This window comes from Sagittula sp. S175 (genome assembly GCF_049800975.1).
Taxonomy (GTDB): domain Bacteria; phylum Pseudomonadota; class Alphaproteobacteria; order Rhodobacterales; family Rhodobacteraceae; genus Sagittula.
In genome coordinates this window covers 230155-244624 of record NZ_JBNAGB010000007.1, presented here as the reverse complement: position 1 = coordinate 244624, position 14470 = coordinate 230155, and the positions used below count along the sequence as shown (strand labels likewise).

10 protein-coding genes are annotated in these 14470 nt (G+C 65.7%); all 10 read right to left on the bottom strand.

The annotated features are described in order from the left end of the window. Positions 1 to 89: 89 nt before the first annotated feature. The gene (gene infB, locus ACP16H_RS11630; protein WP_425072459.1) at positions 90 to 2603 is read right to left on the bottom strand and encodes a translation initiation factor IF-2; all 2514 of its coding nucleotides are present in this window, start codon (positions 2601 to 2603) and stop codon (positions 90 to 92) included. A 9-nt stretch (positions 2604 to 2612) separates the two neighbouring features. Further along, positions 2613 to 3260 (bottom strand): RNA-binding protein, encoded by a 648-nt coding sequence (locus ACP16H_RS11625; RefSeq protein WP_425072458.1) that lies wholly within the window; start codon positions 3258 to 3260, stop codon positions 2613 to 2615. Positions 3261 to 3264: 4 nt separating this feature from the next. Further along, on the bottom strand, positions 3265 to 4878 hold the full coding sequence (gene nusA, locus ACP16H_RS11620) for a transcription termination factor NusA (protein WP_425072457.1): 1614 nt from the start codon (positions 4876 to 4878) through the stop codon (positions 3265 to 3267). Positions 4879 to 4881: 3 nt separating this feature from the next. Continuing rightward, the gene (gene rimP / locus ACP16H_RS11615) at positions 4882 to 5481 is read right to left on the bottom strand and encodes a ribosome maturation factor RimP (protein ID WP_425072456.1); all 600 of its coding nucleotides are present in this window, start codon (positions 5479 to 5481) and stop codon (positions 4882 to 4884) included. Positions 5482 to 5768: 287 nt separating this feature from the next. After that, positions 5769 to 7379, bottom strand: a complete 1611-nt coding sequence (locus ACP16H_RS11610) for an alpha-D-glucose phosphate-specific phosphoglucomutase (RefSeq protein WP_425072455.1) — start codon at positions 7377 to 7379, stop codon at positions 5769 to 5771. A gap of 33 nt (positions 7380 to 7412) precedes the next feature. Beyond that, the gene (locus ACP16H_RS11605; RefSeq protein ID WP_425072454.1) at positions 7413 to 9314 is read right to left on the bottom strand and encodes a 4-alpha-glucanotransferase; all 1902 of its coding nucleotides are present in this window, start codon (positions 9312 to 9314) and stop codon (positions 7413 to 7415) included. Then, positions 9311 to 11389: a glycogen debranching protein GlgX gene (gene glgX / locus ACP16H_RS11600; RefSeq protein WP_425072453.1), complete on the bottom strand. Its 2079-nt coding sequence runs from the start codon at positions 11387 to 11389 to the stop codon at positions 9311 to 9313. The genes ACP16H_RS11605 and glgX overlap by 4 nt, the downstream gene beginning before the upstream one ends. Further along, entirely contained in the window at positions 11386 to 12822 is a 1437-nt protein-coding gene (gene glgA / locus ACP16H_RS11595; protein WP_425072452.1) for a glycogen synthase GlgA, read from the bottom strand. Before glgA ends, glgX begins: the two co-directional genes overlap by 4 nt. Next, a complete protein-coding gene (locus ACP16H_RS11590) occupies positions 12819 to 13217 on the bottom strand; it encodes a hypothetical protein (RefSeq protein ID WP_425072451.1) in 399 nt (132 codons plus the stop codon). Before ACP16H_RS11590 ends, glgA begins: the two co-directional genes overlap by 4 nt. Beyond that, positions 13207 to 14460 carry a glucose-1-phosphate adenylyltransferase gene (gene glgC, locus ACP16H_RS11585; RefSeq protein WP_425072450.1) on the bottom strand — a complete coding sequence of 418 codons (1254 nt, stop codon included), beginning with the start codon at positions 14458 to 14460 and terminating at the stop codon, positions 13207 to 13209. The genes ACP16H_RS11590 and glgC overlap by 11 nt, the downstream gene beginning before the upstream one ends. Positions 14461 to 14470 lie beyond the last annotated feature (10 nt).

Below are 14470 nucleotides of genomic sequence, written 5' to 3'. Positions count from 1 at the left end.
TTTTGCGGCGCTCTCAACGCTGAAAAACCCATGGAAAAAGGCCGCGAACCTTTCGGATCGCGGCCTTTGAATTCATGTGTTTCAGGCGATCAGGCCAGCGTGCGCTTGATCTCTTCGCGCTCGAAGATTTCGATGACATCGCCGGGGCGGATGTCGTCGTAGTTCTCGAACGCCATACCACATTCCTGACCCGAGATGACCTCGGAGACCTCGTCCTTGAAGCGCTTGAGCGTCTTCAGGGTGCCCTCGTGGATCACGACGTTGTCGCGCAGCAGGCGGACGCCTGCGGAACGACGCGCCACACCCTCGGTGACAAGGCAGCCAGCGACCTTGCCCACGTTGGAGACCTTGAAGACCTCCTTGATGTTGGCATAGCCGATGAAGTTTTCGCGGATCTCGTTGGACAGCAGGCCCGAGGCCGCCGCCTTCACGTCATCCACGAGGTCGTAGATCACCGAGTAGTAACGGATCTCGACGCCCTTCTGGTTGGCCGCGTTGCGGGCCGGAGCGTTGGCACGGACGTTGAAGCCGATGACCGGGCAGCCCGATGCTTCGGCCAGACCCACGTCGGTTTCGGTGATGGCGCCGACACCCGAGTGCAGCACGCGGACGCGCACCTCGTCGTTGCCGATCTTCTCCATCGCCTGAACGATCGCTTCCGCAGAGCCCTGCACATCGGCTTTCACCAGGATCGGCAGCTCCGACACATTCGCGTCGTCCTTGGCCTTCTGGAGCAGCTGGTCCAGCGTGGTCGCCGCACCTGCAGCCGCGCGCTTTTCCTTGGCCGCGTGGGCGCGGTACTCAGCGATTTCACGGGCCTGCGCGTCGGTCTCGGTCACGTTCAGGACGTCCCCGGCTTCCGGCGTGCCGTTCAGGCCCAGCACCTCGACGGGCACGGACGGACCAGCTTCGGCAACGCGCTCGCCCTTGTCGTTGATGAGCGCACGGACCTTGCCGTACTGCTCGCCCACGACAAAGATATCGCCCTGACGCAGCGTGCCGTTCTGAACCAGAACGGTGGCCACGGGACCGCGGCCCACGTCCAGCTGCGCCTCGATCACCGCGCCAACGGCGGGGCGGTTCGGGTTTGCCTTCAGTTCCAGAATTTCTGCTTGCAGTGCAATGGCTTCGAGCAGCTGATCCAGACCCTGACCCGTATGGGCCGAAACCTCGACGTCCTGCACTTCACCGGACATCTGTTCCACGACCACTTCGTGTTGCAGAAGGTCGGTGCGCACCTTGGTCGGGTTGGCCGAATGCTTGTCGATCTTGTTGATCGCCACGATCATCGGAACACCGGCGGCCTTGGCGTGGTTGATCGCCTCGACAGTCTGCGGCATCACGGCGTCATCCGCAGCAACCACCAGCACCACGATGTCCGTCACCTGAGCCCCGCGCGAACGCATAGAGGTAAAGGCGGCGTGGCCCGGAGTGTCGAGGAACGACAGTACCTGGCCATCCTTCGTCGTCACCTGGTAGGCGCCGATGTGCTGGGTGATCCCGCCAGCTTCGCCGGAGGTCACACTGGTGTTGCGGATCGCGTCCAGCAGCGAGGTCTTGCCGTGGTCGACGTGGCCCATGATGGTGATGACCGGCGGACGGGACTGAAGGTCTTCTTCCTTGTCCTCGACCTGCTGGATCACGTCCTCGACGTCCGCGTCGGAGACGCGGGTCATCTTGTGGCCGAATTCCTCGATGATCAGTTCCGCAGTGTCAGCGTCGATCGTCTGGTTCTGGGTCGCCATGATGCCCATCTGCATCAGCGCCTTCACCACGTCAGCCACGCGCTCCGCCATGCGGTTCGCCAGTTCCGCGACGGTGATCGCCTCGGGCAACTGAACGTCACGGATGACCTTTTCACGTGCCTGAGCACCGCCCATCGCCTTCTGACGCGCACGCTCTTGCTTGCGCTTCATCGCGGCCATGGACTTCTGACGGCCACCTTCGCCACCGGACAGCGCCTGGTTCAGCGTCAGCTTGCCCGATCGGCGACCGGAATCGTCGCGGCCACGGCCACGGCCACGGTCGTCGTTGTCCACCGTCTCGCGGCGCGGAGCAGGGGCGGCCTTGCCGGCGTCGCGCGCCTTGCGGGCCGCGTCTTCGGGTGCAGGCTGGGCAGCCGCTGCTGCGGCGGCCTTGGCCTTCTTTTCCTCGGCTTCGCGGGCCTCGCGTTCCTTGCGCTCTTCCTCTTCGGCCTTGCGCTTGATCGCTTCCTCGGCTTCGCGCTGCTCGCGCTCTTTCTGTTCCTTCTCGGCGCGGAGGCGGTCACGCTCTTCGGCGCGGGCCTTCTCCTCGGCCTCGCGCTGCGCAGCCTCTTCGACTTCGCGCGCCTTGGCGGCCTGAAGGGCCTTCAGGCGGCGCTCCATCTCTGCGTCGGAAATGCCTGCCGGGCGCTTGCCGCCCGAGCCGCCAATGGGTCCCTTGCCGCCGGTGGCACCAGCCGCGGCGCCAGCACCGGGCTTGGGCACCACGACGCGCTTGCGCTTGGTCTCCACCACGACGTTCTTGGTGCGTCCATGGCTGAAGCTCTGCTTCACGCTGCCTGAACGGCCAGCGCCACCACCACGAACACCCAGGGTCTTTTTGCCGTCGTTATCGCTCATAAAACGTCTTCATCCTTTCCGGCGGGCCTTGCCGCCGTGATCCTCGGACGCCGTCGCCGGTTGCGACGATGCCCGGAGTCCCTTCAAGCGCATGGCTTCCTCTACAATACGTGGAACGAGTCCACCAGAGCCAAGCGCGGCGTGTATGACAGTTTGTCGGCCAAAGGCCGCGCCCAGTTCGTCCGCGGTCAGCCAGCCAATGTATCGCCCGCCGTATGGCGTGCTCAGTTTCGTCTTTCCCCGACCCGAACCGTCCTCGGCCTGGATCAATACCGTGGCCTCCTCCATCTGGAGCTTGGCCTTCACCTTTTCGTACCCGGCGACTGCCTCGCCGGACTTGCGCGCCAGCGAGATCAGGTCGATGACCCGCTTCGCCAACATCTGTTCCAGAAGATCCGACAGGCCCTCGGGGACCTGGACGGGCTGTTTCGCGGCACGGGCAAAGAGGTTCTTCTTTGCCGCCTTGTCGATCGCAGCCCGGTCAGCAGAGACATATAGGCCACGACCCGGCAGTTTTCCAGCCAGATCGGGCACGATACGCCCTTCGGGGCCCGCGACAAAGCGGATGAGGCCATGCTTCGGCTGCACCTCGCCGGTGGCGATGCACTTCCGTTCAGGACCGTCTTCGCGGTTGGTGTCGCGTCCCCCTCGGGTCAATCTCTTATTCCTCTGCCTCTTCGGCGATGTCATCGCCGTCTTCTTCCTCGGCGGTCATCTCGGTCGGGTCGACCCAACCCAGCAGGACGCGTGCGGTCATCACCATGTTCTGCGCCTCGTCGAGATCGACGCCGAACTTCTCCAGCAGGCCATCATCCTTCTGGCGCTGGCCGTCCACGGTGGTCCAGCCACCGGCCAGTTCCCAGTCGGCGCAGGTGGCAAAGTCCTCGAGGGTCTTCACGCCATCCTCGGCCAGGGCCTCGATCATCTGCGGTGTCAGCCCTTCGAATCCGAACAGGCTGTCGTCGGCCCCCAGTTCGCGGGCGCGGGCTTCGGCTTTGCGGGCCTGCTCTTCCAGGTGCTCGCGGGCGCGGGTCTGCAGTTCCTCGGCCGTACCTTCGTCCACGCCGTCGATGACGAGCAATTCGTCCAGTTCGACGTAGGCTACTTCTTCGAGGTTGGTGAAACCTTCAGAAACCAGCAGCTGAGCAAAGAATTCGTCCAGATCCAGCGTGTCCATGAACAGGCGGGTGCGCTCTTCGAATTCCTTCTGGCGGCGCTTGGATTCTTCTTCCTCGGTCATGATGTCGATGTCGAGGCCGGTCAGCTGAGAGGCCAGACGCACGTTCTGACCGCGACGACCAATCGCCAGCGAGAGCTGCTCGTCAGGCACAACCACTTCGATGCGCTCGGCTTCTTCGTCCAGAACCACCTTCGACACTTCGGCAGGCTGAAGCGCGTTGACGAGGAAGGTCGGCACGTCCTCGTTCCACGGGATGATGTCGATCTTCTCGCCCTGAAGCTCGTTCACCACCGCCTGAACGCGCGAGCCGCGCATACCGACGCAGGCGCCGACCGGGTCGATGCCGTTGTCATAGGAGATCACGGCGATCTTCGCACGCGAACCGGGGTCACGGGCCACGGCCTTGATCTCGATGACGCCGTCGTAGATTTCCGGCACTTCCATCTTGAACAGCTCGGCCATGAATTCCGGCGCGGTACGCGACAGGAAGATCTGCGGGCCGCGGGTCTCGCGGCGGACATCCTTGATGTAACAGCGGATGCGGTCGCCGGGGCGATAGGATTCGCGGCCGATCTTCTCGTTGCGGCGCAGGATGGCTTCGCCACGGCCCACGTCGACGATGACGTTGCCGTATTCCTCGCGCTTTACCTGACCGTTGATGATGGTGCCTGCGCGGTCCTTGAACTCGTCGTACTGGCGATCCCGCTCGGCTTCGCGAACCTTCTGCAGGATGACCTGCTTGGCCGACTGGGCCGCGATCCGGCCCAGCTCGACGGGGGGCACTTCCTCGACGAAGGTGTCACCGATCTGGGGGTCGGCCATGTATTGCTTGGCCTGCTTGACGGTCATCTCGGCCTGGTAGTTCTCGACCATGTCGTCTTCGACCACGGTGCGGACCCGGGTAAAGGTCGCGCGACCCGTCCGGCGGTCGATCGAGACGCGGATGTCCATCTCGGCGCCGTAACGCGACTTCGCCGCGCGGGCGAGGGATTCCTCCATCGCTTCGACGACCAGACCGGGGTCGATCATCTTCTCGCGCGCGACGGCTTCGGCCGTTTGTAGCAGCTCGAGCTGGTTGGCTGAGGTGATTGCCATCTCTTACTCCTCCTCGGGCCCTTCGGCCTCGATGTCGTCAAACTTGTCTTCGTCCAGCTTGCCCTCGGCCTCGGCCTTCTTGCGGGCCTTGAGCATTTCGCGGACCAATTCGTCGGTCATGACCAGCTTGGCATCCGCCAGCCAGTCGAAGTTCAGGCCGATGGTCACGGTGCCGTCTTCGGCGGTGTGATCCTCGATGTTGATGAGCACCTCGTCGCCCTCGGTTCCGGCGAGGATACCACGGAATCGCTTGCGACCATCGATCAGATCGGCGGTCTCCAGCTTGGCTTCATAGCCTTCGTAGGTGTCGAAATCCTTGAGACGCGTCAGCGGACGGTCAATGCCGGGGGAGCCGACTTCCAGCGTATAGGCGTCCGAAATCGGGTCTTCGACGTCCAGCACGGCGGACACGGCGGTCGAGATCTCGGCGCATTCGTCTACGTGGATGCCGCCCTCGGGGCGTTCCGCCATGATCTGCAGCAGCGGAGTCTCGCCGCTTTGCAGGCGGATGCGCACGACCTCGAAGCCCATGTCCTCGATGACAGGCGTTATGATCTCGGCGATCCGCTTGTCCATGCCGGTCTTGGCGATCATCTGGTTCATTCATGTGCCTTTCGGGCGCGTAAAACAAAAAAGCGGGCCAGCGGCCCGCTCGTCGTATCGGTGGGCACCGTTGCCGGAACCTCGCTGTTGAGGGCGATATAGGGGAGCGTTCCGCAAAACGCAAGCGGATTCGCGAGAGGGGAACAGGGGGAGGGGGCGCTGCCCCCTCTTCTCCTGCGGAGAATTCACCCCCGGAGGTACTTGGACCAAGAAGAAACAGGGGCGCGCGCTTGTGTTTCTTCTTGGTGCAAATATCTCCGGGGGTGCGGGGGCTGGCTCCCGCTGGCTCAGGTCATCACATCCGGCGCGGCGCGGCCGGTGCGGGCCTTCAGGCCGGTCAGGTTTTCAACTGCCTGAACCAATGGCGCGAGCGCCGCCTGGGTGTCTTCGGTCAGCGAACCATCGGGACCCACGTAGCGTTCCAGATAGACCCGGATCGTCGCGCCCTCGGTGCCGGTGCCGGACAGGCGCAGCACGGCGCGGGCGCCATCGGCAAAGAATATGCGCATCCCCTGGTTTTCCGAAACCGAGCCGTCCACCGGATCAGTGTAGGCGAAGCTGTCGATCTTCTCGATGCCTGCGGGCAGTTCGGTCATGGCCTTGAGGTCATCCATGATGGCGTTGGCAATGCCCGTATCCACCGCCTCGTAATCGTGGCGCGAGTAGTAGTCGCGTCCGTAGGTCTGCCAGTGGTCGAGCAGGATGTCGGCCACGGACGCTTTGCGGACCGCGAGGATGTTCAGCCACAGCAGCACCGCCCACAGACCGTCCTTTTCCCGAACATGGTCCGACCCCGTCCCGGCGCTTTCCTCGCCACACAGCGTCGCCTTGCCCGCGTCCAGCAGGTTGCCAAAGAACTTCCAACCTGTGGGGGTCTCGTAGGACCCGATTCCAAGTTTCGCCGCGACGCGGTCAGAGGCGCGCGAGGTCGGCATGGACCGCGCCACGCCTGCCAGCCCGCGTGCATAGCCCGGGGCAAGGTGAGCGTTGGCCGCCAGCACCGCCAGCGAGTCGGACGGCGTGACGTAGACGCCGCGGCCCAGGATCATGTTGCGGTCGCCGTCCCCATCCGAGGCCGCGGCGAAGTCCGGCCCATCCTCAGACATGACCATGTCCACCAGCGGTTTCGCCCAGATCGGGTTCGGGTCCGGGTGGCCCTTGCCGAAATCCACCGAGGGGGTGCCGTTCAGCACGGTGCCTTCGGGCGCGCCAAGGGTGCCTTCGAGGATCGCCTTGGCGTAGGGCCCCGTCACCGCATGCATGGCGTCGAACTTCACGGTGAAACCGCCCGCCAACAGGTCGCGGATCGCGCCGAAGTCAAAGAGCGTTTCCATCAGTGCCGCGTAATCCGTCACCGGGTCGACGATCTCGACCACCATGGTGCCAAGGCCGCTTTCGCCCAAGGCCGACAAGTCGAGGTCGGCAGCCGCCAGCGTCTTGTATTCGGAAAGCGTTTTCGTCTGGTCAAAGATCGCCGTCGTCACGCTTTCGGGGGCGGGGCCGCCGTTCGAGATGTTGTATTTCAGGCCGAAATCCTCGTCGATCCCGCCCGGGTTGTGGCTGGCCGACAGAATTAGCCCGCCGTCCGCGCCGCGCTGCCGGATCAAGTTTGACGCGGCAGGCGTCGAGAGCAACCCGTTCTGCCCGACGATAGCACGCGCCGCGCCGCCCGCAGCCGCCATGCGCAGGATGGTCTGAATGGCCTCGGCGTTGAAGTACCGCCCGTCGCCGCCCACCACGAGCGTCTTGCCCGCGACCCCGCCAATCGCGTTGAAGGTCGCCTGCACGAAGGCCTCGAGATAACCCGGCTGCATGAACACGCGGGTCTTCTTGCGCAGGCCCGAGGTGCCGGGTTTCTGGCCGTCGAAGGGGGTAATGGGCTTGGTCACAACATCCATGGTCTCAATCGTCCTTTCAGTCTGGCGCCCGCGTCAGGCGCCCTTGGGCAGAGTATCGCGCAGCGCGGGCGCCTCTGCCAGAGCAGAGACGCTGATCGGCAGGCGACGCCGCCAGTTCGGGTGTTCGGTGATGGTTCCGGGCAGGTTCTGCGCCTCGACCTGTCCGGCGAGGTCGTCCAGTTGCAGCGCCGTCAGCCGCGAGGGCGCATCCGCCAGCCGCCGGTGGATGGCCGCCGTGACCTGCGCGGGGCGCGCGTCTGGCGCGATCCCGCACAGACCGCGCAACCCGTGGCGCTGGTCGGCGCGGGCCTCCAGCCGCCGCTGGGTTTTCGCCCGCGACTGCCAGCCCATGGCGTGCCACCACGCGATGTCCGTGCCATGCCAGAACCCGGTGATGGTCGGCGTGTCATGGGTGCCGAAACACGACAGGGCAAAGGGGCGCAGGTCCTCGGGCGGCAAGAGGGTGCCGTCGTCGTGGGTCTCGTATTGCCAGACGGCGTAGGACAAGAGGCCCGCGCCGTTCATCGCCTCGCGGAAGCCCGCAGGCACCAGCCCGAGGTCCTCGCCGATGACGATGCAGCCCGCGCGCCGTGCCTCGATGGCGATGACAGCCAGCAGCGAGGCGAAGGGCTGCGTGATGTAGCCGCCGGGGCTGCCGTCGTCGGGCTGCCAGAAGCTGCGGGTCAGGCCCAGCGCATGGTCGATGCGCAGGATTCCCGCGCGTTTCATCAGGTAGGACAGCATCTGCCGGAGCGGCCTGTATCGCGCTGCCGCCAGCCGTCGCGGTGCGTGGGCGGCGAGGTTCCAGCTTTGGCCCTCGGGGTTCAGATGGTCGGGCGGCGCGCCGATCGAGACGCCGCGCGCGATGGTATCGGGGTTCATCCACGGCTCGGCCCCGCCGGGGCGCGGACCCACGGCGAGGTCTAGGTACAGCCCCAGCCCCATGGCATCGCGCGCGGTCTGCGCGGCGCGGTCCAGTTGCCGTTCGGCCTCGGCCTGCGCCCAGGCGTGCAGGCGGGTGCGGGGGCCTGCGGCATGGGTGGCCTTGGCCCCCGGCTGGCGCAGGTCGGCGGGCCATGTGCGGAAGTCGTCACCGTAGCGTTCGGACAGCGCTTCGTAGGTGGCGAAATCGTCGAGCCCCGGCAGGTCGGCGACGATGGGCGCGCCGTCGTCGGTCTGCGCGAACCGCGCCTCCAGCGCGGCGCGGTGCCTCGTGCGAAAGGCGCGGTAGTCGATCAGGTCGTCGGGCGGCGTCGGGCCTAGACCGGGCAGGGCGATGTGGTCGGTGTTGAGGAACCCGCGATGGGTGGGGGAATAGGGCGACAGCAGGTCCACCGCCGTCCAGCCGATAGCGTGGATCGGGTTGATGCCAAGGAACTGCGCGCCGGTGCGGGCCAGCGCTGTGGCGGCCTCCGACAGGTCGGCAAAGCTGCCCAGACCGCCGTTGGTCTCGGACCGGAAACCATAGAGCGCGCCGACCACGCCCCAGCCTTTCGGCCTGCCGGTCAGGTCCTCGACGGCGGGCGCGCCATGGGCGGGGCGGACCAGCAGGAAGCAGTCTTCCTGCCAGCCGTCACCGGTCGCGTGCAACGTGTAGTAGCCAAGGGGCAGGGCGGGCAGCGCGATACCGCCCTTGCCCTCGGCGGCGATTTCCCCGGCTTCGTCCACCACCGTCCAAGTGGTGGCGGGCGGGGGCAGGGTGAGGGGCGTGCCCTCGGTCAGCACCTCCTCCAGCGGCAGGTGGCGCGCCATCTGCCCCGCGCGCAGGTCGGCCAGTGCCTCTGTCGCCTCGGCCTCGGTCCCCGCCGCAACATCCATCGCCCGCAACAGCGCGCGCAGCGTCTCCGGCAAGGCCTCGCGGTAGGTGCCGCCAAGGTCGTGGAACCCGGCGTGGATGCCATGGGCGGTGGCGAGCGCGCGCAGGGCTTCGGTCATTCCGGCTCCACCGCGACGAAGGCCGACAGCGAGCACCACGGCACCGTGACCACATCGGTGTCGATGGGCGTGTCCTCTTGCTTTGCCTGCGAGGTATCGACGCCGCGCACCCATTTGCGTGGGCTGATGTCGGGCAGGTGCAGTTCCAGATCTGCATCCTCGCGGTTGAAGGCCAGCAGGATCGTGTCCATCGACGCATCGCCCGTGGGCGCCTCGGCATTGCCTCGCATCAACAGACACAGGGACGACAGGCCCGGGTCGCGCCAGTTCAGTTCCGACCCGTCAAAGCCGCGCCATTCCACGTCCTTCTTGCCATCGCTCCGGTCGGCCCCGTGCAAAAACCGCGACTGGCGCAGTGTCGGATGTGCATGGCGGAAGGCCGCCACAGACGCGGTAAAGGCGATCAGGTTGCCGTCCATCGCCTCCCAATCCAGCCAGGCGGTTTCGTTGTCCTGACAGTAGGCGTTGTTGTTGCCGTCTTGCGTATTCGCCCCCTCGTCCCCGGCGAGGATCATCGGCGTGCCCTGACTCAGCAGCACGGTCGCCAGCAGGTTGCGGATGCGGCGGCGGCGGGCAGTGTTGATGCCCTCGTCGTCGGTCGGCCCTTCGACCCCGAAGTTGTCGGAGTGGTTGTCGTTGTGGCCGTCGCGGTTGTTCTCGCCATTGGCCTCGTTGTGGCGCTGCTCGTAGGCCACCACGTCGGCGGTGGTGAAGCCGTCATGCGCAGCGGTGAAATTGACCGAGGACCACGCCCGCCGTCCCCGCGTGTCGAACAGGTCCGCCGCCCCCAGAAGCGCGCCGCCCAGATCCTGCGCCGCCTTGGCATCGCCGCGCCAGAACCGCCGGAAGGTGTCGCGGGAGCGGTCGTTCCACTCGGCGAACTCGGGCGGGAACTGGCCAAGGCGGTAGCCGCCCGGCCCGATGTCCCACGGCTCGGCGATCAGTTTGACGTTCGCCAGCACCGGGTCCTGCCGCAGCGCGTCGAGGAAGCCGCCGTGCCGGTCGAACCCCGACGGTTCGCGCGCCAGCGTCGTCGCAAGGTCAAAGCGGAACCCGTCCACGCCAAAGGCCTGCACCCAATACCGCATGGAATCGAGGATCAGCCGGGTCACAAAGGGATGCGCCACGTTCATCGTGTTCCCGCAGCCGGTATCGTTGACGTAATAGCGCGGCTGGCCGTCCAGCAGACGGTAGTAGGACGCGTTGTCGATCCCCCGGAAACACAAGGTCGGCCCGTTCTGGTCGCCCTCGGCAGAGTGGTTGTAGACCACGTCGAGGATCACCTCGATCCCCGCCGCGTGGAAGCGGTCCACCATCGCACGAAAGCCGCGCACGCCGGAGGGGCCAAGGTACTTCGGCTCGGGGACAAAGAACCCGATGGTGTTGTAGCCCCAGTAGTTCGTCAGGCCACGGTCCAACAACGCGCCCTCGGACTTGAAGGCCTGCACGGGCAGCAGTTCCACCGCCGTGACGCCGATGTTGGTCAGATGCTCCAGCATCGCGTCCGAGGCCATGGCGTCATAGGTGCCGCGCTTTTCCTCGGCGATCATGGGATGACGGATGGTGGTGCCCTTCACATGCGCCTCGTAAAGGATCGTGTCCTCCCAGTCGCGGTTCAGGGTCTTGGCGTCCAGCGGCAACGTGTCGGGGTGGCTGACCACGGACTTCGGCACGAAGGGCGCGGAGTCGCGTTCGTCGTAGGACTGGTCATCCTCGCCCCAGACATAGCCGAAACAGGCGGCTTCATGCTGGAAGGTGCCGTGGAATTCCCGCGTATAGGGGTCGAGCAGCAGCTTGTTGGGGTTGAAGCGATGGCCCCGGTCCGGCGCATAAGGGCCGTCGACGCGGTAGCCGTACAGTTGCCCCGGCGCGAGGCCCGGCACGTAGCCATGCCAGATCGCGCCGGAACGTTCCGGCAGGTCGATGCGCTGGGTCTCTTTGCCGCCCTCGTCGAAGAGGCACAGCGTGACCTTGTGCGCATGGTCCGAGAACAGCGCGAAGTTCGTGCCCTCGCCATCCCAGTTGGCACCCAGCCGGTTGGGGCGGCCGGGTTTCGTCTCGTATCGTTCGGTCATTGGATGAGGCTCTCGTAAAGGGTGACATAGGCACTGGCCGAGTCCTCCCATCCGACCGGGTGCCGCATCGCTGAACGCACCATCTGCTGCCAGAGTTGCCGATTTTCCCATGCCTCGAACACACGATCAAGCGCGGCGCCTATTCCTGCGGCGGAAACCTCGTCAAAGACGAATCCGGTGGCACATTTCGCAGCGATGGCCGCCGCGTTGGCGTCGATCACGGTGTCCGCCAGCCCTCCGGTCCGCGCCACCACCGGCAACGTGCCGTAGCGCAGCCCGTACAGCTGCGTCAGCCCGCAGGGTTCAAAGCGCGAGGGGATCAGGATGGCATCCGCGCCGCCCTGCACGAGGTGGCTAAACCCCTCGTCATAGCCGATGTAGGTGCCGACCTTGCCAGGGTTGTCCGTTGCGGCCTTCTGGAACAGTGCCTCCAACGCGGGTTCCCCGGTGCCCAGCACCGCCAGTTGCCCGCCGCGCGCCACCAGATGCGGGATGGCTTCGGCCAGCGCATCCAGCCCCTTCTGTTCGGTCAGGCGCGAGATCACGCAGAACATCGGCCCGTCATGCGCCGTGTCCAGCCCCAGCCGTTCCGCCAGAGCGGCCTTGTTCCGCGCCTTCAGTTTCAGGGTCTTGGCGTCATAGGGCGCGGGCAATGCGCCATCCGTCGCCGGGTCCCAGATACCCGTGTCGATGCCGTTCAGGATGCCGGTCAGCGTTTCGGTCCGCGCCTGAAGCACGCCCTCCAGCCCCATGCCGAACTGCGGCGTCAGGATCTCGCGCGCATAGGTGGGCGACACGGTGGTGACGTGATCGGCATAGACCAGCCCTGCCTTCAGGAAGGACACGTCGCCCCAGTATTCCAGCCCGTCCGCGTGGAACCAGTCGGCCCGCAGGCCCAGCGGCCCGAGGGCGTGCGCGCCGAACCGCCCCTGAAAGGCGATGTTGTGAATGGTCACCACGGTTTTCGGCACCGTGCGCCCGGTCTGTTTCAGGTAGACCGGGGCAAGCGCCGCCTGCCAGTCATGAGCGTGCAGCACGTCCGGCTTCCACCCGGGCAGACCGTCGAAACAGATGCGCGCGGCGGCCTGCGCCAGCGAGGCAAAGCGCTTGTCATTGTCCGGCCAGTCGTGGCCGTCCGGCCCATTGTAGGGCTTGCCAGCACGGTCGAACAGCTGCGGCGCGTCGAGCAGCAACAGGGTGATCCCTTCCGCCTCGACCTGCACCAGCCGCCCCGGCCCGCCGGGCAGATCGCCAAAGGTCGCCACTTCCTCGCCCTTGGGCAGCAGGGGAAACAGTGCCGGGTAACAGGGCAGCATCACCCGCGCATCCACCCCCATAGGCCCCAGCGCCCCGGGCAGCGCTCCCACCACATCCGCCAGCCCGCCAGTCTTGACGAAAGGCGCACATTCCGAGGTGACCATCAGCACGTTCATAGCGGCAATTCCTCGATCGGGCGGGCAAAGGGGGTAAAGGAGGTGACGTCCGAGTGATAGCCCGGCGTCGCATTGGGCATCAGCACCGCGCGGGATTCGCCCCAGCGGATCGTCCAGCGGCGAAACTCATGCGTGACCTCGATGTCCTCCAGCACGCGCGGCGGGCGCGCGGTGGGGATCAGGAATTCATCCGGCATACCGGGCAGGGCGTCCATGTCGTCGGGGTCGGGCTGTGGCCCGCCAAGGTTGAACAGCCAAACCGAAGAGATCATCTGACCGCCTCGGTTCAGGTAGGCGAACCCGACGTGTGGGTCGATGTCGAGGACGACCTCGTCGCGGTCGTCCTCCCAAAGCACCCAGCCGCCGGGCTCCAAAGGCGTCTTGTCAGAGGGCATCAATCATCTTCTGGGTAATCAGGCAGATACCGCTGTCCGTGCGGCGAAAGCGTTTGGCGTCCAGCTTCGGGTCCTCGCCCACGATCAGCCCCGGCGGCACCTTCACGCCGCGGTCAAGGATGGCGTTCTTGATCCAGGCACGCCGCCCGACCTCGCAGCCGGGCAGGGCCACGACTCCTTCGAGTTGCGAATAGGAATGCGTCTTGACCCCGGTGAACAGCAGGCAGCGATACAGCGACGAACCCGAGATGATGCAGCCGCCCGAGATCATCGAGGACACGGCCTGCCCGCGGCGGCCTTCCTCGTTGTGGATGAACTTGGCCGGGGGAGTCAGTTCGGAATAGGTCCAGATCGGCCAGTCCGTCGCGTAGATGTCCAGCGCGGGCGCGAAATCCGTCAGGTCGATATTCGCCTGCCAATAGGCGTCCAGCGTGCCGACGTCGCGCCAGTAGGGCTCCGACTCCAGACCCGACTTCACGCAGGAACGGCTGAAAGGATGCGCATAGGCACCGCCCTGCTTGACGATGGCCGGGATGATGTCCTTGCCGAAGTCGTGTTCCGAGGCATCGTCGGGCCGGTCGCGTTCGAGGATCTCGTAAAGATACTCCGCCTCGAACACGTAGATCCCCATGGACGCCAGCGAGCGGGTGTCATCCCCCGGCATGGTTGGCGGATCGGCGGGCTTTTCGACGAAATCGGTGATCTTGTCGGTCTCGTCCACCGCCATCACGCCAAAGCCCGTCGCCTCGGCCTTGGGCACTTCGATGCAGCCCACAGTGACCTTGGCCCCGGTCTTCACATGCTGCTCCAGCATGTAGGAATAATCCTGCTTGTAGATGTGATCGCCCGCGAGGATCAGGATGTATTTCGGCCCGTACCCCCGGATGATCGAGATGTTCTGCGTCACCGCGTCGGCGGTGCCCTTGTACCAGTTCTCCTCGTCCAGCATCTGGCTGGCGGGCAGGATATCCAGCCCCTCGTTGCGCTCGGCCCGGAAGAAGGACCAGCCGCGTTGCAGGTGGCGGATCAGGCTGTGCGCCTTGTACTGCGTCGCAACGCCAATGCGCCGGATGCCGGAATTCACCGCGTTCGACATGGCAAAGTCGATGATCCGCGTCTTGCCGCCGAAGTAGACCGCAGGTTTGGCGCGCACGTCGGTCATCTCTTTCAGACGACTACCGCGCCCCCCGGCCAGGACAAAGGCCATGGTCTGCTGTGCCAATGTGAAACGGTCGTAGTCCATCTCTCCCCCC